At 66.0% G+C, this 19,692-nt stretch carries 18 protein-coding genes and 1 pseudogene; 6 read left to right on the forward strand and 13 right to left on the reverse strand.

From position 1 onward, the window contains the following. Positions 1 to 218 precede the first annotated feature (218 nt). The 7 genes and pseudogenes from RBR52_RS08730 to RBR52_RS08760 all read right to left on the reverse strand — a co-directional run bounded on the left by RBR52_RS08730 (position 219) and on the right by RBR52_RS08760 (position 6,704). Positions 219 to 1,874 carry a PEP/pyruvate-binding domain-containing protein gene (locus RBR52_RS08730; RefSeq protein WP_320376824.1) on the reverse strand — a complete coding sequence of 552 codons (1,656 nt, stop codon included), beginning with the start codon at positions 1,872 to 1,874 and terminating at the stop codon, positions 219 to 221. A 42-nt stretch (positions 1,875 to 1,916) separates the two neighbouring features. Further along, positions 1,917 to 3,914, reverse strand: a complete 1,998-nt coding sequence (locus RBR52_RS08735) for a phosphate transport regulator (RefSeq protein WP_320376825.1) — start codon at positions 3,912 to 3,914, stop codon at positions 1,917 to 1,919. Positions 3,915 to 3,955: 41 nt separating this feature from the next. Further along, complete coding sequence (locus RBR52_RS08740; protein WP_320376826.1) at positions 3,956 to 4,456, reverse strand: BCAM0308 family protein; 501 nt, start codon at positions 4,454 to 4,456, stop codon at positions 3,956 to 3,958. Positions 4,457 to 4,597: 141 nt separating this feature from the next. Next, positions 4,598 to 4,918: a hypothetical protein gene (locus tag RBR52_RS08745; RefSeq protein WP_320376827.1), complete on the reverse strand. Its 321-nt coding sequence runs from the start codon at positions 4,916 to 4,918 to the stop codon at positions 4,598 to 4,600. Between the two features lie 24 nt (positions 4,919 to 4,942). Next, on the reverse strand, positions 4,943 to 5,251 hold the full coding sequence (locus RBR52_RS08750) for a type II toxin-antitoxin system RelE/ParE family toxin (protein ID WP_320376828.1): 309 nt from the start codon (positions 5,249 to 5,251) through the stop codon (positions 4,943 to 4,945). After that, on the reverse strand, positions 5,248 to 5,478 hold the full coding sequence (locus RBR52_RS08755; RefSeq protein WP_320376829.1) for an addiction module protein: 231 nt from the start codon (positions 5,476 to 5,478) through the stop codon (positions 5,248 to 5,250). The genes RBR52_RS08750 and RBR52_RS08755 overlap by 4 nt, the downstream gene beginning before the upstream one ends. A gap of 192 nt (positions 5,479 to 5,670) precedes the next feature. After that, positions 5,671 to 6,704: pseudogene (locus tag RBR52_RS08760) on the reverse strand (IS30 family transposase). Between the two features lie 180 nt (positions 6,705 to 6,884). Between RBR52_RS08760 and RBR52_RS08765 the strand changes: the two are divergent. Continuing rightward, positions 6,885 to 7,130: a helix-turn-helix transcriptional regulator gene (locus RBR52_RS08765; protein WP_320376830.1), complete on the forward strand. Its 246-nt coding sequence runs from the start codon at positions 6,885 to 6,887 to the stop codon at positions 7,128 to 7,130. Then, the gene (locus RBR52_RS08770) at positions 7,093 to 7,659 is read left to right on the forward strand and encodes a hypothetical protein (protein ID WP_320376831.1); all 567 of its coding nucleotides are present in this window, start codon (positions 7,093 to 7,095) and stop codon (positions 7,657 to 7,659) included. The genes RBR52_RS08765 and RBR52_RS08770 overlap by 38 nt, the downstream gene beginning before the upstream one ends. On the opposite strand, the gene RBR52_RS08775 is transcribed toward RBR52_RS08770, so the two are convergent. The 3 genes from RBR52_RS08775 to RBR52_RS08785 all read right to left on the reverse strand — a co-directional run bounded on the left by RBR52_RS08775 (position 7,610) and on the right by RBR52_RS08785 (position 9,567). Next, positions 7,610 to 8,572 (reverse strand): site-specific DNA-methyltransferase, encoded by a 963-nt coding sequence (locus tag RBR52_RS08775; protein WP_320376832.1) that lies wholly within the window; start codon positions 8,570 to 8,572, stop codon positions 7,610 to 7,612. The genes RBR52_RS08770 and RBR52_RS08775 overlap by 50 nt on opposite strands. Positions 8,573 to 8,770: 198 nt before the next feature. After that, entirely contained in the window at positions 8,771 to 9,253 is a 483-nt protein-coding gene (locus RBR52_RS08780; protein ID WP_320376833.1) for a hypothetical protein, read from the reverse strand. An 86-nt stretch (positions 9,254 to 9,339) separates the two neighbouring features. Then, the gene (locus tag RBR52_RS08785) at positions 9,340 to 9,567 is read right to left on the reverse strand and encodes a hypothetical protein (RefSeq protein WP_320376834.1); all 228 of its coding nucleotides are present in this window, start codon (positions 9,565 to 9,567) and stop codon (positions 9,340 to 9,342) included. Positions 9,568 to 9,675: 108 nt separating this feature from the next. Here RBR52_RS08785 and RBR52_RS08790 point away from each other — a divergent pair, with 108 nt between their 5' ends. The 4 genes from RBR52_RS08790 to RBR52_RS08805 all read left to right on the forward strand — a co-directional run bounded on the left by RBR52_RS08790 (position 9,676) and on the right by RBR52_RS08805 (position 16,354). After that, positions 9,676 to 10,665 carry an integron integrase gene (locus RBR52_RS08790; RefSeq protein WP_320376835.1) on the forward strand — a complete coding sequence of 330 codons (990 nt, stop codon included), beginning with the start codon at positions 9,676 to 9,678 and terminating at the stop codon, positions 10,663 to 10,665. Positions 10,666 to 10,774: 109 nt separating this feature from the next. Further along, entirely contained in the window at positions 10,775 to 15,118 is a 4,344-nt protein-coding gene (locus RBR52_RS08795; RefSeq protein WP_320376836.1) for a YhdP family protein, read from the forward strand. A 40-nt stretch (positions 15,119 to 15,158) separates the two neighbouring features. Further along, positions 15,159 to 15,977, forward strand: a complete 819-nt coding sequence (locus RBR52_RS08800; protein ID WP_320376837.1) for a carbon-nitrogen hydrolase family protein — start codon at positions 15,159 to 15,161, stop codon at positions 15,975 to 15,977. An 86-nt stretch (positions 15,978 to 16,063) separates the two neighbouring features. Continuing rightward, positions 16,064 to 16,354, forward strand: a complete 291-nt coding sequence (locus tag RBR52_RS08805) for a hypothetical protein (protein WP_320376838.1) — start codon at positions 16,064 to 16,066, stop codon at positions 16,352 to 16,354. Between the two features lie 50 nt (positions 16,355 to 16,404). On the opposite strand, the gene RBR52_RS08810 is transcribed toward RBR52_RS08805, so the two are convergent. From RBR52_RS08810 to RBR52_RS08820, 3 genes are read right to left on the reverse strand one after another with little or no spacing between them, the layout of a single operon-like run. Further along, positions 16,405 to 17,811, reverse strand: a complete 1,407-nt coding sequence (locus RBR52_RS08810) for an aminopeptidase P N-terminal domain-containing protein (protein WP_320376839.1) — start codon at positions 17,809 to 17,811, stop codon at positions 16,405 to 16,407. 34 nt (positions 17,812 to 17,845) lie between these two features. Next, positions 17,846 to 18,532: an N-acetylmuramate alpha-1-phosphate uridylyltransferase MurU gene (gene murU, locus RBR52_RS08815; RefSeq protein ID WP_320376953.1), complete on the reverse strand. Its 687-nt coding sequence runs from the start codon at positions 18,530 to 18,532 to the stop codon at positions 17,846 to 17,848. Positions 18,533 to 18,552: 20 nt separating this feature from the next. Continuing rightward, positions 18,553 to 19,581, reverse strand: a complete 1,029-nt coding sequence (locus RBR52_RS08820; RefSeq protein ID WP_320376840.1) for an aminoglycoside phosphotransferase family protein — start codon at positions 19,579 to 19,581, stop codon at positions 18,553 to 18,555. Between the last annotated feature and the right edge of the window lie 111 nt (positions 19,582 to 19,692).

Here is a 19,692-nt window from a genome sequence, read left to right on the forward strand (position 1 = left end):
CGTCCAATGGCTGGCTTGCAGGCCAGCCCCGTTGCGGCGGGGCAAAGCCAAGCAGTTGGCTTTGCCTTTTCCGCCTCCACCCCCACGAGTGGGGAGGGAGCGAACACGCCTCCCCCACGACGTGGGGGAGGTTGAGAGGAGCATCCTGAGTCTTGCGCAGCGCCGTCTTCTCCTCCCCCACTTGCTGGGGGAGGTTGGGAGGGGGAGACGCCTCCGGATCAATGGGAGTCCTGCTCCCTTGCCGCCACCCGGGCGCGCAGCGCTTCGAGCCGGGCGATCAGGTCATGCGGCACGCGCGCCCGGACGCGCAGCGCGCCGGCATAGATCAGCCCGGTGTTGGCGTCCAAGGTGAGACTCTCGCCCTCGGCGAACTCACGCTCGCCGATGCGGATGCGGCGGCGCGCCAGGTCGATGTGCAGCGTGCTGCAGCCGACCAGGCAGACCTTGCCGAGCTGGCGCGCGACCACCGCGGCGTGCGAAGTGCGCGCGCCGCGCGCGGTCAGCAGACCAGCGGCGTGGTCGAGCGCGGCGATGTCGGCGGTCTCGGCGTCCTGCCGCACCAGCACCACGGCGACGCCCGCCGCATGGCGGTCGGCGGCGCGCCCGGCGTCGAGCGCGATCTCGCCCGAAACCACTCCGCTGCTGGCGCTGTCGGCACGTCCGACCGGATCGGGCGGGTTGCCGTCGTCGGCGACGAGTTCGAACACCTGCAGCGCAGCGGCGTCGAGTCCCGCAATGCGCCGCACCGCCTCGTCGGCGTCGATGATGCCCTCGTCGCACAGATCGAGGGCGATGCGCGCCGCCGCCTGCACAGTGCGCTTGCCGTCGCGCGCCTGCAGCAGGTAGAGCCTGCCCTGCTCGATGGTGAACTCGAAGTCCTGCATGTCGCCGAACGCCGCCTCGATGCGGCGCGCCGCGGCGACGAGTTCGTCCCACAGCGCCGGGGATGCCTCGGCCAGCGCCTGGTGCGCATGCACGCTGCGGCGGCCCGACACCACGTCCTCACCCTGCGCGTCGAACAGGAAGTCGATCCACGGCTCGGCTTCCCCGGTCGACGGATTGCGGCTGAACCCGACTCCGGCGCCGGACAGTCCACCGGCGTTTCCGAACACCATGCGCTGCACCGTGACCGCCGTCCCGAGCGCGTCGTCCAGGCCCTTGATGCGGCGGTAGGCGCGCGCCTTGTCCGACCCCCAGGAAGCGAACACCGCGCGGATCGCGGCGTCGAGCTGGGCCATCGGGTCCTGCGGGAACGGCGCGCCGGACTCGCGCTCGAACGTCGCCAGGTGGCGGCGCGCGACCTCGCGCAGTTCGGCGAAATCGAGCTCGCGCTCGTCGCGGTCGCCCGCGACCGCGGTCAGATCCGCGGCGAACGGCTCGGGCGGCAGCCCGGCGACCACCTCGCCGCAGGTCGCGACCAGCCGGCGGTACGCGTCCCACACCAGCCGCGGATTGCCCGTCTGGCGGACGAAACCGTCGACGGTCGAGTCGCACAGCCCGATGTCGAGCAGTGTTTCCATCATCCCCGGCATCGACACCGCAGCTCCCGAACGGACCGAAACCAGCAGCGGCCGGCGCTTGTCGCCCAAGCGCAGCCCGCTGGCCTGCTCCAGCGCCTGCAGCGCCGCGGCCCAGACCGCAGGCGTCAATTCGGCCGCGCGCGCGCACCAGCCCGCGCCGAGCACGAAGCCCGGCGGCACCGGCAGGCCGAGAGCGGCCATGCGCATCAGGTTGCACGCCTTCAATCCGACCTCGCCCGGCGCCGGCAGCCGCGCTGGCGGAGTGCCGCAGGCGATGAGGTATGGCGGCGGCGGTGCGGACGCGCCCGGCGTCGAAGCGGCCGGCTGCCGCGCAGCCTGCGGGAGATCTTTCATGGTCGTCGCAAACATCGAAGTTTGATTTGCACGGGCGACGAATCAGCCAAACCGCCGGCTGCGCGCGAACCCCTGTTCGCGCAGCGCATACGCCTGCGCCAGCAGCACATCGCTGGCGAGCTCCACCGCGGCGGCGAAGTCGGTCGCCAGCATCAGCCCGGCGGGATCGCGCACATCGCGGCAGAGCGCGCGGCGCGCGGCGCGCAGCAGCTCGTCGCAGCGCCGCTCGGCCTGCAGCACCCGCCACGACGCGGCCACAAACTTCTCCTGGTCCGAGGCGTCGCTGGCGCCGTCCAGCGCGGCGAGCACGGTGACCAGCCGGACCTGGTCTTTCGCCGCGTCGGCGACGGTGCGCGCCAGCGCCGACAGCGCCGCGCGCACCGCATCGCTCCACACCGCCGCATGCGACTCGGCGAGCAGGCTGAACAGGAACACCGCCTCTTCGATGGCGTCGACGGCGTCGTCGGCGCGTTCGAGCAGGGCGGCGAACTCGCGCCACTGCGGCCCGCGCAGCGCCCGGTCGCGCGCCTGCATCACCAGATGGTCGGCGCGGCGCTCCCAGATTTTCGCCCTTGTGGCCAGCGCCGCCGCGGCGGCGGGATCGCGTTCGAGTCCGCGCTCCAGCGCCGCGGCCAGCGCCTCGGCCAATCCCTGGGCATACGCGGCGTGGTCGGCCAGCAGCGCGAACGATGCGCTGTGGCTGCGCAGCATGCGCGCGAGCAGCAGCCGCGCCTCGTCGCCCACCAGCGCCACCGGCTGATGCTGGCGCACCGCCTGCGTCGACAGCCGCAGCAGTTGCAGCAGGAACTGCGCGGCGTCGTCCTCACCCAGCACCGCGTCGAGACGGTCGCCGAGGCGAAACACTTCCGCTTCCTGCGCCGCCATCGCCTCCCACACCAGCCGCTCGCCTCCCGTCGCCAGCCAGGGCATATGGCCGACCTCCTCGCGCGCTGCGGCGCCGAGCAGCGCAACCGCATGCGGCTTGTCGACGAATTGCTGCAGGCGCTTGCGCGCGCGGTTCCAGTCGATCAGGAACACGATGCGCGCGCCGATGCGCTCGAGCACCAGTTCCAGGGCCGCGGCGTCGGCGGCGTCGACCGTGGCGGTGCCGACCTGATAGCGCGCGCCGGCGTTCATGTCGGCCGATTCGCGCGTCGCCACGCTCCACTGCAGCCCGGTGTCGGCGAGGATGTGCTGGAAAAACGCGAAGCGCTCGGGATGCAGATCGGAATAGGTCATGGTCAGCCGCAGGCCGTCGACCGCGAGCACCAGCACGTGGACGTCGCTGGTGCCGATGTCGTTCTGGATCAGCAACCGCCCGCCGTCGCGCGTGGCGACGGTGTCCAGCCCGGGGTGGTCGAGCTTGAGCGCAGCGGTGCGCTGCAGACCGCGCATGAAGGCGCGCACCAGCGTCTTGTCGGCGTCGGCCAGCCCCCAGACCTGGGCGCCGTCAATGCTTTCGACCGCGAGCCGCGACACCAGGCGGTTGATGCGCTTGTGCAGGTCCATCACCAGGATATGCAGGCCGTCGCCGCGGCCGCGGTCGCCGCGGGTCAGCGCATCGACGTCTTCGCAACTCACGTCGCTGCTCGAGCGCGAAGCCAGCCAGTCCGACCAGTGCTGCACCCGGGCCGCCAGTTCGGCGTCCGGCCCCTCGGCTGCGACTGCGAGCGGCCGCGCCATCGCCTGCACGTCGTCGCGCAGCAGCGCGGCCAGACGCGGCCAGCCCGGGAGTTCCATTCCCGCCCCGTGCTCCGCGGCAAGCGCCGGCAGGTCGCGCAGCCAGCGCGCCAGATCGACCGGGGTGATCCCGGCGGCGTCGATTTCACGCTGCAGATCGGGCACGCTGCGATCGGGATGCCGCGCATGCTCGGCAGCGGCCTGCAGCAGCAGCAGACCGAGCTTGAGCCGGTCGTTGGCCTTGAGCGCGAGTGCGATCCAGGTCGGCCCGAGCAGCGCGTGCTGCCCCAGAGACTCCACCACCGCCGACTTTTTCATCATCACGCCACCGAGCCGAAAGCGCTGAGTTTCCGCTGGCAATGTGACGAAATCGTGACAGCACGGCGTTGCCGCCCAACCGGTCAGCGCCGCCAGTGAGCGCGCAGCAGGTTGTCCTGGGTGTTGTAGCGAAGGTCGAGTTCGCCCTGGTAGGCGTGCTCGACCGCCTCGGCGATGCCGCGCGCCAGATGAATGTCGGTCGTGGTCACCAGCGCCGATCCGCCCTCCTCGACGATTTCGATGATGCGCTGCAGCGGATGCTCGGCCTTTTCCCGCCGTTCGACATTGTGTACCAGATCGAGGATTTCGCCGCGATGCTGCGCCAGGAAATCGCCTTCGAGGGTGACATAGCCTGCCGGAAACTTGTCCTCGATGCGGTGGCAGGCCGGGCAGAGCACGCTGTGCGCGCTCTCCGGCGCGGGCAACCACTGCCAGCGGCCACGATGGAACACCGCGCCGCAGCGCGGGCAGACCGTGGGCTCAGCGAGCTTGCCGCGCAGCTTGTAGCTGTCGTCGACATGCGGCAACAGCGGCTTGGTGCGATCGACCGGCGGGACACCGGTCTTCTCGTGACGCTTGTTCATGCTTGATCCTCCGTCCGGAATTGCGGCTCGCCCATGACGAGCCCGACGGATTCAACATAGCGCAAATGCACCCGGCTGTCGCCGCTTGATTGCTTCCCCCGGCTCGCCGCGCTCGCGGCGCGGCAGGCCGCGTCGCCTTGCTCAAAGAGACGCCACGCGCCGGATGTAGACGAGCTTGTCTTCGGAAAGGCCCTGCAGATCACCCTCCCCGATGCGCCCCTCACGAAGCAAGCGACCAAAGACGAGATCGAGTTGCGAGTAGCGCCAGTCGTACTTCGAATCAATCTCCCTGCGCGCGGTCGCCAGGAACTGCTCGACTGCCCACATGTCTTCGGGCTCCTTCGCCGTGGCGGCCCGTCGTTTGAACTCGTCCATGACGTCCGCAAGCTCCCGCTGCAATGCGGCCGCGAACACGCGACGCGCGACCCGCTTCTCCGATTCCGACCACTTCGCTGAAGGCATACGATGGGCAATCGAACGTTTGAGTTAGCCGTCACTCTCCGGGATGCGACTCACCCAGTACTCTGGAAACTGATGATCCCCGGCCACTGCGTGGATGAGTACGCCGTAGTCCGTCTCGGTGTAGAAGACCTTGAACGGGAAGTCGGCAACAAGCCGGCGCCGCGTTCCGGCGGGCGCAGGCTTTCCATGAAGTGGGAAAGTCGCGGCCAGCTTTGCGGCAACCTCCACCTCTGCGCGGAAGCGTGCGCCAAGGCCCTTGCGGATGGTTTCGTAGTAGGCGGTCTGGGCGAGCAGCTCGGACCGAGCTTCTCGCGTGAAGCGCGCTCGCTTCACGGCGCAATGCGTCGCGCTTCGGCGAAGACGTCTTCGGCCGCGAAGGTTTCAACTTCGCCCCGCTCATGAGCCGCCACACGACGCTCGATTTCCTTGGCCCAAGCGGCTTCAACCTCCGCAAGTGGCGACTCGTGGAGCGATTCAAGGAGCAGTTCCACGAGGCGTGAACGTTCGTCGGCCGGCAAGGTACGAGCTTGCTCGGCGAGTTCGGCAACGAGATCTGGCATGGCGCCCCTCCAAACGACGAACAAATGATACGCGCCGAGGCGAGCGGGTGCTGCTCGTGACGGCACACGTCGAAACTCAGGTGCGCGCCGAATGCGGCGCGTCCCACTGGAGCGCCTCGTTAGGCATAGATTCGACGATGGTCATTTCTTCAAGCAGGGCGGTTTCAAGTGCGAAGTGCAACACCGATTGGGTTAATGGACGGGAGAGGAATCTTGGGGGTTGGCGAGGATTTCCGCGAGCACCTGCAAGGGCGAGCGCCAGCCCAAGGTTTGGCGGGGTCGGGTGTTGAGGCTGTCGGCTGTTGGCATCGAGCTCCTCCTGCGAGTAGACCGACAGATCCGTGCCCTTGGGCAGGTACTGGCGCAGCAGGCCGTTGGTGTTTTCGCAGGTGCCGCGCTGCCAGGGGCTGTGGGGGTCGCAGAAGTACACGCGCACGCCGGTGGCGGCGGTGAGTTCGGCATGGCGGCTCATCTCGCGCCCCTGGTCGCAGGTCAGCGTCTGGCGCAGCGGGGCCACCAAGGACTGCAGCTTGGTGGTGAACGCGGCCAACGCCGATGCGGCGGTGGCATCGGGCATCTTGGCCAGCAGGACGGCGCGACTCATGCGCTCGACCAGCACGGCCACGGCCGACCGGTTGCCCGCCCCCTTGATGAGGTAGGTCGCCCTCCCAGTGGCCAGGCATCAGCCGATCCTCGATCTCGGGCGCGCGCACATGGATGCTGACCCTCTCGGGGATCTGGCCACGGCGGTCGGCACCGCGCGAGCGCGGCAGGCGTTTGCTGCGCCCTTGGCGCAGGCAGGCGATGAGTTCACGGCGCAGCTCGCCCTTGGGGTGGGCGTAGATGGCGGTGTAGATCGTCTCGTGGGACACGTGAAAGTCGGCGTCGTCGGGATCGGTGCGCCTGAGCGTAGCGGCAATCTCCTGCGGCGACCACTTCCAGCTCAGCATCTCGCGCACGGCGCCCCAGAGCACGCTGTCGGGGGCCAGCTTGGCCGCAGGACGGCTGGCCGCGCGGCGCCTGGCGCGCAAGGCTTGCGCGGCCACCGCGTCATAGGCCGCCGTGGTCGGGTCTGCCGGGGCATTGCGGGCGAGTTCGCGCGATACGGTCGTCGGCGAGCGGCCCAGCCTGCGGGCCATGGCCCGCAGGCTGATGCCTTCGGCTTTCCAGATCTCGATGCGCATGCGCTCAGCCGCTTGAAGTTGTCGGTACGTCGTTCGTGTCATTCACAACACCTTACCGGATGGCAAGGTGTTGCACTTCAGATTTGAGACCGCCGAGCCCTAACGTAGAGGTCACCGGCGCTGCGCGGCTTTATTGCGCAGCGTCCGGTGGACCGCCGGGTTGGGCCTCATGCTACTAATAGTAGGTCGACTAATAGTCATCATCGCATTAACTTCTAAATTATGACGATTACAGAACTCTTCGCACGAAATGTTCGCGAACTGCGGATGGAGCGTGGCTTCTCTCAGGAGGAACTTGCTCACCGTGCTGGTCTTCATCGGACATACGTCGGTGCGGTTGAACGCGGCGAACGAAATATAACGCTTCTGAATGCCGAACGTATAGCCGAAGCTCTTGGCGTACCCCTAGATCAATGCGTGAGATTGAACGATGAACAACGAAAAGAACAAACTGCAAAGCGCTCTTGATGAAATTCTCGCCACCTATCAGAAGGGTTTTTCCGAGAAAGTCTATAGCGAGGAAAACGACGATCACGACCTACTCATGGATGTCTACGGCATAACGCCACTACTGAAACGCGAGAACCGTCAATACTGGGGTCGCGAGCTTGGAATGTGTTGGCAGCGTTTGGTAGTCGAGGTCTGTCGGCAAACACGAGCGGACTTTGGGCCAGCTCTGCGAATTGGTGCGGATGAACCCTGTGACCTGACTGTGGGAAACCTTGCAATTGATACCAAGTATCGTGTTGGCTCAGGTGATTCTGGGACTCTCAAGAAGTTCAAGGCGTATGGCCCCACGCTCGCGGAAAAGGGATTCACTCCAGTCCTGCTCATTGTTCGAGAGGACAATCTCGGCGCTGCGATTACCGCATGTAATGCCGGGGGATGGACTGTCACAACCGGGCAGCAAACATTCGACTACTTGCTGAAACTCACAGGATTCGATGTCAAAGCATTTCTCCAGCAAAGAGCCCAAGCGTTTCCGGTTGCGCGCTGACCTTCTTTGCCGTCTTGACCCGTTCGCCTAATCTGGTCTTGGCAATCAAGGCGTAGTCTGGATTGATTTCCATGCCGACGTAGGTAAATCCAAGTTTCTTCGCAGCAACCAGAGTAGTTCCAGACCCAGCGAAGGGGTCAAGTACGATGTTGTCCGGACTTGGAGGAACCATCAGTTCAATAAGCCTTTCCATCAACGGCAGTGGCTTGACGGTACAGTGCAAATTGAATTCTTCAGAATTCGATCTTGGTATGCCTTCGAGAATATTGCTTTGGAAACTCCCATCGGCATTCTCGGCGTGAAAGAGCCCTACCTCGTATTTCCGAAGTGTTTCAACGTAGTTGTTTTCCAGTGGCTTCTGCACTACGACAATTGCCTCCCATTCGCTGCGTAGGCAGCTATGCCAGCCTTCCCATCGCTCGGGCTCGGGATCGCCAAGCTTACGAAGTTTGGCCTCAACATTTAAGCCTTTCGGAATGCCGCTAGATCTCCGATAAACGATACAGTCTCTTGCATAAAATCCTGCGCGCTCAAGAGCAACTTGTACATGGGCCATAGTCCTTGTGCTGTTGAATGCTGCAACAATCGCCCCAGGCTTGCATACACGGTAGACCTGCTGCCCCCATTCATAGCACCAAGCCTCGTAATCAAGAATGTTTTGGCGATTCTTCTCATACCATCGCTTATTTCTTACCCCGCCAGCTAAACCGCTTCCATAGGGAATATTTTTTACGAGGGTCTTGGAATCCTTGACTCGCGCTAGACGGCGCTCAATTTCCTCAGCGTTCCACTTGTGGCCAATAAATTCATAGTTGTAGGGGGGGTCAGTGATACATGCAGCTATCGAGTTGTCTGGAAGCTTGCGTAGGAGGTCTCGGCAGTCGCCAACAAGGATGGAATTCTCAAAAGTCATGGCGTCTGTCCTAGCTAACTCAATGCTAGTAATAGTATTCAGATACCGCCTTTTCGTCAAGCAAATTCGACGGCGGTAAAGCGTTGAAAGTCGGCGCTGGCAATACGGCGATGGTTCTATGAGGCCCAACGTTTAGCTTGAGGGGCGCGGAAACAGGCGGCGAAGCCGGCTGTTGGAGCGTCCCACTCGAAGCGATTGTTAGGCATTCTCAGTGAGCTTCTTTGGAGTGAAGGCCGGAAAGAATATGCCATTCGGTGTAACAAGTAATGCTGGCCATTCAACACCGCGAACATAGTATATTTCAGCATCAAATTCACCTTCGGATGGTTCCCAGTCACTGGGGGTGAATTGGAACTGCCAAGCATATTTTGATTCGTCTCGAACTGTTGCTACATGGCGATCAAATTCCGTTGGGTCTCTTGTGATTGCTATTAGTACGCTGCCATTCGACCGTATTCCATTCTGAATGGCTGTAACGGCATTTCTCCAGTGAGGGGCAACTTCTCTTGCTGCAACAGCAAAGAGGCCAGAAAACGCACTAATTACGAAGAAAAATTCGTATCCGGTTAATAGTCCAAAGGCAATAAACGCCAGCGTCAGCCCGAGAAGCCCTTTGGGTATCCATGAGAACCGCGTGGCTCGTCGGAGCTTTTCAAGCTGCTGTTCTGGTGACATGGCCATAGATGATTGCCTAAAGTTTAGCTTGAGGAGCAGGGAGCCAGCCTGTCAGCGGAGCGTCCCTCTCGAAGCGATTGTTAGGCGTGTTTTTATTTCGAGGTTTTTTTAATGAAACCAACAAGTCCGGCAACCAGAAAAAACAATCCGAATATACCTAAGAGCATCTTGGCGGCAGGCACCCCTATCGCGATACCCCAAGTTGGCGAGTCACCGACTGGATCGGTGAAGATGGCAAAGAACAACATAAGAACCCCGATGCCTAAAGAGGCCCAACGAGCAATGTTTTCTTGTTCTTGACCACTTTGAAAGTTGTTCATTTCCAATATCTCTCAAGAATACCCATCGATAGATGCCTAACGTAAATTCGACTGCACCCCATGTGCAGCGTAACATCTTGGATTGCAGTCTAACATCCGAGCCCCGCCATGAATGATCCCACTGTCCTTCCGCCACCCCGTCTGCTCGATCAGGTGCGGGAGGCCATTCGCCTGCGGCATTTCAGCCTGCGCACGGAACAAGCTTATGTGCACTGGATTAAACGCTTCATCCTGTTTCACCACAAGCGCCATCCGCGCGAGATGGGGGCAGCGGAGGTACAGGCGTTTCTGACTTGGCTGGCAGTGGAGGGGCAGGTGTCGGCGTCGACCCAGGGCCAAGCGTTGGCGGCCTTGCTGTTTCTCTACAAGCAGGTGCTCGCAGTGGATTTGCCGTGGCTGGACGAGGTGGTGCGTGCGAAGCGGCCGCAGCGCTTGCCGACGGTGCTCACGCCGGACGAGGTCAGGCGGCTGCTGGCGCAGTTGGAGGGCACGCAGGCGTTGATGGGGCGCTTGTTATACGGCACCGGAATGCGGCTGATGGAGTGTCTGCGTCTGCGGATCAAGGATGTCGATTTGGCACGACGCGAGATCACGATTCGGCAAGGCAAGGGCGACAAGGATCGGCGCACGATGATTCCGACCTCGCTGCTTTCGGATCTGAGCGAGCAGATCGCGCGGGCGCGCCGGCAGTGGCTGCGCGATCGGGACGCGGGACTGCCCGGTGTGCAGCTTCCAGATGCCCTGGAACGCAAAAAGCCAGGGGAAGGGCAATCATTTGCGTGGTATTGGTTGTTTCCGGCCCCGGAGCTATCGCTCGATCCGCGCAGCGGGATTCGGCGGCGCCACCATGCGCATGAGCAGGGGATTCAGCGGGCCGTCAAACGCGGCGTGCTGGCCGCCGGCATCACCAAACCGGCGAGCACGCATACCCTGCGGCACTCGTTTGCCACGCATTTGCTGGAATCGGGGCAGGACATTCGCACGGTGCAGGAGCTGCTGGGCCATGCCGACGTGCGCACGACGATGATTTACACCCATGTGCTCAGCCGCGGGCCGATGGGGGTGGTGAGTCCGCTGGACCGGCTGCCGCAGCGATAAGACAGGGCGCGCGCTGGCTGCTTGCAGCTTGCACCCGTCCCGCCGCCATGTCGATTCACTACCATCGTTGCCGTCGTTTTCGCTTGTTTTTCTTCGGGCGCCGCAACCCTTGTCTCTGCTCCATCTCTCGCTGCGTGCCGCCACCCGCATCTGGGAGGCGGCTGTTCTGCTCGTGCTCACGGTGTATTTCGTGCTCGGCGCGGGTTTGCTGACGCTGCGCTATGCGGTGCTGCCCAACGCCCAGACGTTTCGTCCCTGGGTGGAACAGGTCAGCAGCCAGGCGCTGGGGCTGCCGGTGCATATCGGCGCCATCCAGACGCAGTGGCACGGTTTGATGCCGCAGTTCACCCTGCGTGATGTGCGCATCGACGGCCCGCAGGGTCGGCCCGCACTGCGGTTCGCTGCAGTGGAGGCTGCGCCCTCATGGAAAAGTCTCACCCGCCTCACGCCGACCTTCGATCAACTGGTGATTCGCGGCGCCGACCTCACCGTGACCCGGCCCGATGCCGACCATCTGGAGATCGGCGGCATTCGCCTGGCACTGCACGATACCGGCAAGAGCGACGCCGCGCAGCGGTTCGCCGACTGGTTGTTCGAGCAGGGGGAAATCCTGATCCTCGACAGCCGCCTGACCTGGGTGAACGCCGCGCCCCCCGCCGCAGGGCCGCCCCCCCCGCCGCCGGGCCGCCCCAAGGCGGGGCCAGCCCCCTCGGGGGGCAGCGCAGGCGCAGCCGAAGCGTGGGGGCCTACTTCCCCCCCGCCGCTGCCACTCACGCAGGTCAACCTGCTGCTGCGCAACACCCTGCTCACCCACCGCGCCGCGCTCACCGCCACGCCGCCCGCGGGTTTCGGCGGCCCGATCGACCTGCGCGCCAGCTTCCGCCAGCCGTTCTTCCTGCGCCATACCGCCGACTTTTCGCGCTGGAGCGGCACGCTGTATGGCGAAGTGAAGGGAGTCGATCTGGCCGCGCTGCAGCCCCAGCTCCCCCTCTCACTCCCAGCCCGGACGCAGACCGGGCGCGGCTCGGTGCGCGCCTGGGCGCAGTTCGACGACGGCGTCACTACCGCCTTCACCGCCGACCTGGCGCTGCGCGGCGTCGCCCTGCAGCTCGCACCCGGCGAGACCGTCGGCCCGCTGCCGCCGGGTTTGCCGCCGACCTTGCCACCCCTCGCGCTGGATACCTTATCCACCCGCATGACCTGGGCGCCGCTGCCCGGTGGCGAGGATGCCAGCCTGCAGAACCTGCAGTTCCGCACCGCGCAGGGCCAGTCTCTGCCGCCGGTGACCATAGCCTGGCAGTGGCAGCAGCCCAAAGGAGGCGCTGCGCAGGCCAGGTTGCAGACCGGTGCGCTCGACGCAGGCGCGCTCTCGGCGCTGGCACAATGCCTGCCGCTGCCCGCGCTGTGGCACGAGCGGCTGGCCGCGCTGCAGCCGCAGGGTCGCATCGCCTCCTTCACCGCGCAGGCCAGCTGGCCCAAGGGCGTGGCGCCCACCGGCCTGCCGCCCACCTACCAACTCCAAACCCGGTTCGCCGACCTGGGCTGGAACAGCCCGGCCGGCAGCGGAGAGCGCACACCCCCGGCCAACCCGCGGGCGCTGATCGAGCGCGGCAAGGCGGCAGCCAAGGCGCTGCAACTCCCGGCCGATCTGCCGGGCGTCAGCGGACTTTCGGGCACGGTGAGCGCCACGCAGCAGGGCGGCAAGGCGCAGATTCGGCTCGGGCGCGGCGGTGCGCTCGACCTGCCGCTGGTCTACGCCCCTGCCCGGCTGGGCTTTGACAGCCTGCAGGCCGATCTCGACTGGACGCGCGACAAGGCCGGGCAATGGCAGATCAGCACCCAGCGGCTCGATTTCATCAATGCCGATGTCGCGGGCCAGGCCAAGCTGATCTGGCGCAGCGCAGCCCAGGGTCTGGGCGACATCGACCTGCAGGGCCAGTTCACACGCGCCGACGCCCGTGCGGTGTGGCGCTACCTGCCCATCGACATCGCCCTGCACACCCGCGACTACCTGCGCAGCGCCATCGCCGCGGGCAGCGCGCGGCGGGTGGATTTCGTCGTCAAGGGGCCGCTGGACGATTTTCCCTTCGACGTCCCGGACAAGGCCGGCCGCTATCCCGGCCAGTTCGAGGTGAATGCGCAGATCGAAAACGGCGTGTTCAATTACGCGCCGCGCGGCCTGCTGCCGCCGGGACAGACCGCCAGTGCCGCCAGCGTGCACGCCAACGCCGAATGGCCGGAGCTCACCCAGGTTCAAGGCGAACTGTTCATCACCTCGCACAGCCTGGAAGTGCGCAACGCCTCGGCCCGGGCCTATGGCGCGCGCCTGAGCGAGGTCAACGGCCGCCTGCCCAGTTTCGACAACGGCGTGCTGAGCATTCGAGGCAAGGCGCAGGCCCCCGCGGGCGATGCACTGCGCTATCTGCTCGACAGCCCGATCAACCAACGGCTGGACGGCGTGTTCGACGGTGTGCAGGCGCAGGGGCCGATGGCGCTGGACATCGCCCTGCAACTTCCACTCGACGACCTGAAGGCCGCCACCGTCAAGGGGCAGGCCACGCTGCAGGGCGTGGACGTGCTGTGGAGCCCCGACCTGCCGCGCTTCAAGCAGGTGCGCGGCACGGTGAACTTCACCCACGACGGCTTCAACCTGGCCTTGAACGCCCCTGACGTGCTGGGCGGCGCCGTGAGCCTGCGCGGCGGCCAGCAAACCGGTGGGCCGCTGCAATTGCAGGCCAGCGGCAGCTTCAGCAGCGCCGGTCTGCGCGCCGCCCGGCCCGAATGGATGCAGACCCTCGGCATGGTCTTGAAGGGGCAGGCGCCCTATACACTGCGCATCACCCAGCCGCGCGGCGCGGGTGAAGCGACGCTGGAACTGCGCAGCAATCTGACGGGCGCCGCCATCGAGCTGCCGCCGCCGCTTGGCAAGCCCGCCGATGCGCCCGAGTCGCTGCTCTACACCCGCACCCCGCTGCCCGCCGGACGGGATGGTGCACGTCGCTATGCGGTGCAGATCGACTTGGGCGGCATCGCCCGCGCCCGCTATGCGCTGGAAGAGCCGCTACCCGCCCCGACGGGCCAGCCTTCGTCGGCAGCCGAATTCCGCGTGCTCAACGGCGGGCTGGCCATCGGCTCGCAGGCGGCGCTGCCGCAACCTACAACCGGGGTGCAGGCCAATGTGCAACTGCCCCTGCTCGATCTCGACGACTGGGAGGCTGCGATCAAGCGCCTGCTGCCCGACACCTCGGCGCAGACGCCCATGGTGTTTCGCGCCGGGGGAGACCGCGGGCTGATGGGGCTGCTGCCCACCACCGCGGCGCTGGACATCGGCCGCCTCACCCTGATGCACCGCGTCATCGATCAGGTCGTCGCCGGCGGCAGTCGCAGCGGCGATTTGCTGCAGGCCAATGTGAACTCGCGCCAGATGTCGGGCTATATCGGCTGGCAGATCGGCAGCGGCAACAACCCCGGCGCCCTCAGCGCCCGGCTGGCGCGGCTCGACCTGCCCAAGTCGGACGATTCCGACGTGGAAAACCTGCTCGACGAGCAGCCCAAGAGCATTCCCGCGCTAGACATCGCGGCCGACAACGTCCAACTGCACGGCCACCGCTTCACCCATCTGGAAGTGCAGGCCGTCAACCGCGGTCGGGTCGATGGCAGCAAGGTGTGGCAGCTCACCCACTTCCAGCTCGCGGGAGAAGGCGGGGTGCTCACCGGCAGCGGCGCCTGGACCTCCTTGGGCGCGCAGCTCACCGCGCCCGGCAGCCCCGCCGCCGCCTCGCCCGCGCGGCGCACGTCCATGCAGTTCAAGCTCGCCATTCAAGACGCGGGCAAGCTGCTCGCCACCCTGGGCAAGCCCGGCCTGCTCAAGGGCGGCAAGGGCGACATCAACGGCGACCTGGCCTGGCTGGGTTCGCCGCTCGGCCTCGATTTTCCCAGCCTCACCGGGCAGTTCAGGCTGCACTTGGGGCAAGGGCAATTTCTCAAGGCCGACCCCGGCATCGCCAAACTGCTGGGCGTACTCAGCCTGCAAAGCCTGCCGCGCCGCTTCACCCTCGACTTCCGCGATCTGTTCTCATCGGGCTTCGCCTTCGACAAGGTCGACGCCGACGTCGGCGTGAACAGTGGCATCGCCAGCACCCGAGACTTCCGCATGAGCGGCGTGGCCGCCTCGGTGCGCATCGAAGGCAGCGCCAATCTGGCCGCCGAGACGCAGAACCTGCGCGTGGTCGTCATCCCCAACATCAACGCGGGCGCCGCCTCGCTGGCCTATGCGCTGGTCAACCCGGTCGTCGGCCTGGGCGCCTTTCTGGCGCAATACATCGCCAGCGAACCGCTGGCGCGCGCCTTCACCCATGTGTACGACATCACCGGTACCTGGGTCGCCCCCACCGTCACCGAAGTCGCGCTGAACGCCTCCAAACCCGCAGACACCACGCCCGCCGCCCCCTGACGTAAGCTTCGATGCATTGACAGTTCCAGCGTGCACCGCCATGAAAATCGCCGCCCTCCAGATGGTTTCCGGCACCTCCGTCGCCAGCAACCTGCAGCGCGCCCAAAGCCTGCTCGAACAGGCCGCGTCCCAGGGCGCCCGCCTGGCCGTGCTGCCCGAATACTTCTGCCTCATGGGCCAGACCGATGCCGACAAGGTACGGGTGCGCGAAAAGCCTGGCAGCGGCCCCATTCAGGACTTTCTCGCCAGCACCGCGCGCCGCCTGGGCCTGTGGATCGCAGGCGGCACGCTGCCGCTTCAGGGCCCAGACCCCAATCGCGTGCTCAACACCACCCTGGTGTTCAATCCCGCAGGCGAACTGGCCGCGCGCTACGACAAGATGCACCTGTTCGCCTTCCAGAGCGGTGCCGAGCGCTACGCCGAAGCCGACAGCATCACCCCGGGCGCACAGCCCGTGGCCTTCGACTGCGAAGGCTGGCGCGTAGGACTCGCCATCTGCTACGACCTGCGCTTTCCCGAGCTGTTCCGGGCGCTGTCACGGCGGCCCGATGGGGCCATCCATCCCTGTGATGTGTTCCTGCTGCCCGCAGCCTTCACCCACACCACCGGCGAGAAGCATTGGGAGGTGCTGCTGCGCGCCCGCGCCATCGAAAACCTCGCCTATGTGCTCGGCAGCGCGCAGGGCGGCACGCATGAAAACGGACGGCGCACCTGGGGTCACAGCCTGATCGTCGATTCCTGGGGCGAGGTGCTGGCGATGCAGGCCGAAGGCGAAGCCGTGGTCACCGCAACGCTGGAACGCGAGCGCATCGCCCGACACCGGCAAAGCCTGCCCGCGTTGGCGCATCGGGTGGTGTAATCTGTGGTGGCGGTGGTCCCACGCTGGTTTTTGCATCGGCCGCTTCTTCCTTCTGCTGTTTCTTTCATGCCAGGCTCCAGTTCGGTTTGCCCCTGCCGATCCGTCAACTTTCACCGCGCTTTCATGTTTTGCTGTCAAAGTGCGGATTCACCTGCCTTCATCGGGAGATTGTCATGCTGGACATGGATGAAATCGCTTCGACACTGCATAGTGCCTCGCAGACCCTGGAGCAGGCGTCAGACCTTCTGCTCAATGCCTTGCTGCAAATCGATCAAGGCGAAGTCGGCAATGCCGTGGCGCATATGAAAGAAGCCCTCGCGCTCAAAAACAGCGCCGAGGGCGCGACGCGCGAGTTGATGATGCGCTTGCAGGGCTGAAGCTGCGGGGCGGTTCGTGTCGCCTTGTTCTGCGCCTCGGTTCCTGCCTATCAGTCCCGCATGAGGTCTTCGATTTGCTCTGCGGTCTTGGGCGCCGCCGCGGTGAGCACCTCGCAGCGCTGGCCGCCAGAACGCACGGCGATGTCGTCTTCGATGCGGATGCCGATGCCGCGAAAGGCTGCGGGCACATCGGCGGCTGCGCGCACGTACAGACCCGGCTCGATGGTGAGCACCATGCCCTCGCGCAGGATGCGCGCCGGGCGCTTGCGGCTGCCGTCGGGCTGGATTTCGGCGGCCTCGCCCGGTTCGGCATAGTCGCCGCAGTCGTGCACGTCCATGCCCATCCAGTGGCTGGTGCGGTGCATGTAGAAGCGCTTGTAGGCGCCGGTGGCGATGACGGCGTCCACATCGGGGGCGGTGTCGCGCGCAATCAGGCCGTGATCGAGCAGGCCCTGCGCCAGAATGCGCAGCGCGGCTTCGTGTGGATCGGTGAAGCGCGCGCCTTGCACGCTGGCCTCAAGCGCCGCCGCTTGCGCGGCCAGCACCACGTCGTAGAGCGCGCGCTGCGCTCCGGAGAAGCGGCCGTTCGCCGGGAAGGTGCGGGTGATGTCGCTGGCGTAGCCGTCGAGTTCGCAGGCGGCGTCGATCAGCACCAGATCGCCCGCGCGCACGGGGGCGTCGCCGGCGCGGTAGTGCAGCACGCAGGCATTGGCGCCCGCGGCGACGATGGAGCCATAGGCCGGGGCTTGCGATCCGCCCTGGCGGAAGGCGTGGAGCAGTTCGGCTTCAAGGTGGTATTCGCGCAGTCCCTGCGGCGGCGGCTGGCGCAGGCCGCGGCGGCTGGCCTGCATGGCACGGATGTGGCCCTGCGCGGAAATGCTTGCTGCGCGCCGTATCACGTCGAGCTCGTAGGCGTCCTTGAACAGCCGCATCTCGTCGAGGATGGCGCACAGATCGTGCTGGGTGCGCGGCGCCGTGATGCCGTTGCGCGCCTGGGCGCGAACGGCATTCAGCCAGCGTTCCACCTGAGTTTCGAACCCCGACTGCACGGCGAAGGGGCGCCACACGGCGGGCTGGTCGGCGAGCATCTTGGGTAGCTCGGCGTCGAGGCTGTCGATGGACAGCGCCGCATCGAAACCGAAGGCCTCGCGCGCGGCGTCCGGCCCCCAGCGGAAACCGTCCCAGATTTCACGCTCCTCGTTTTTGTCGCGGCAGAACAGCACGCTGCGGCTGCTGCCGTCGGCCCCTGCCTGCAGCGCCAGCAGGCTGTGCGGTTCGGTGAAGCCGGTGAGGTAGTAAAAATAACTGTCGTGACGATAGGGATAGTCGGCGTCGCGGTTGCGCAGCGCCTCGGGCGCGGTGGGCAGCAGCGCCACGCCACCGCCCGCGGCGGCGAGCTGGCGCACGACTTCGGCGCGGCGCGTGGCGCAGCGGACGAGCAGGTTGGAATCGGGCATCGGAGAGTGCGAAAAGGAATGTGTGAACGAAAGCCTAGTCCAGGCCGCGCCATTGCGCATCCAGCTCGGCCAACTGCTCGGGCGTGCCGACGTTGTGCCAGGGGCCGCTGAACACTTCACCGCTCACCCGTCCGGCATCGGCTGCCGCGTAGAGCCAGGGAAACAGCTTCCACGCCTGCTGCCTTGGTTGCCCGGCGAACAGCGCGGGATGGAACACGCCGATATTGCCGTAGTTCAGCCGCTCGCCCTCGCGTCGGATGCGGCCCTGCGCGTCCAGCGCCATGTCGCCGCCCGGGTTGTGCCCGGGGTTGAGCGTGAGCACGAGGTGCGCCGCGGTGCGCTGCGGATCGGCGGCGATGATCCGCGCCGCCGCTTGCAGCCGGGCGTAGTCGAAAGTGGTGTAGATGTCGGCGCTGACGACGACAAAGGGCGCATCGCCCAGCAAGGGCAGGGCCGTGGCGATGCCGCCGCCGGTCTCATAGGCCTGCGCCGGCTCCACCGAGTAGCGCAGGCGCACGCCCCAGGCCGCGCCATCGCCCAGCGCGGCGGGAATCTGCTCTCCCAGCCAGCCGGTATTGATGACGAGGTCGCGCCAGCCGCCCGCGGCCAGTCGTTCGATCTGCCAGACGATCAGCGGTTTGCCGCCCACGGCCAGCAGCGGTTTGGGCGTCGCGTCGGTGAGGGGCCGCATGCGCTCACCGCGACCCGCCGCAAGAATCATGGCGCGCATGGGCAGATCGTTCAAAAGGTGTAGCCCACCAGCGGGCTGCGTTGCTCGATCTGGTCGAGCAGTCGTAAAAGCGGTTTGAAGGCGCCGTAACGCGCGGCCACCAGCCGGGTGTGCTGCAGCACCACGGGCAGGTCGCGCAGGTATTGCGCCTTGCCGTCGCGGTGGTGCAGCCGCGCGAATATGCCCAGCACCTTGAGCGCGCGCTGCAGGCCCATCCAGTCGAGGTCGCGGTAGAAGTCGGCGGCATCGGGCGCCACCGGCAGCCCGGACTTGCGGGCGCGCTCCCAATAGCGGATGGCCCAGTCGAGCTGCTGCTCTTCGGGCCAGGCGATGTAGGCGTCGCGCAGCAGCGAGACCAGGTCGTAGGTGATCGGGCCGATCACCGCATCCTGGAAGTCGAGCACGCCGGGATTGCGCTCGGGCGTGACCATCAGATTGCGGCTGTGCCAGTCGCGGTGCACCAGCACCCGTGGCTGCGCCAGGTTGTTGGCGATCAGCGCGGAAAAAATGTCCTGCAGTGCGGCGCGCTGCGCTTCGGTCAGGGCATGGCCGTGGTGACGCTGCACGAACCACTCGGGGAACAGATCGAGCTCGCGCCGCAGCAGCGCCGCGTCGTAGGTCGGCACGACACCCGCGCCGTCGATGCGCTGCAGCGTGACCAGCGCGCCCAGCGCGTCGCGCATCAGGCCGTCGGCGCGCTCGTGCCGGGCGGAGATGGCCTGCAGATAGGTGGTCTGTCCCAGATCGGTGAGCAGCAGAAAACCCTGGTCCACGTCCTGTTCCAGAACCCGAGGCACCTGCACCCCGCCATCGGCGAGCAGTTGGGAGACGCGCACGAAGGGCCGCACGTTTTCCATCGGCGGCGGCGCGTCCATCACGATCAGCGAGCCCTCGTCGGCCCGGACGCGGAAATAGCGGCGAAAGCTGGCGTCGCTGGACGCGGGCTGCAGGGTTTCGGGCTGGAGAGGGTGCGCCGCAGCGACGCCTTGCAGCCAATGCTGCAGGGCCTGCGCGCGGGCGTTGGGATCGGTGACGGACATGGAACGGGGCCGACGAATCGGGAGGAAGGCTCTCCCTATAATCCGCTGGCATTTTAGGCATCGCTGCGAGCGGCCCGAATGTCTGGCCTTGGCTCGAGCTGCCAATAGCCG

Origin of the sequence: Thiomonas sp. (assembly GCF_034007205.1) — a bacterium.
Lineage (GTDB): Bacteria > Pseudomonadota > Gammaproteobacteria > Burkholderiales > Burkholderiaceae_C > Thiomonas.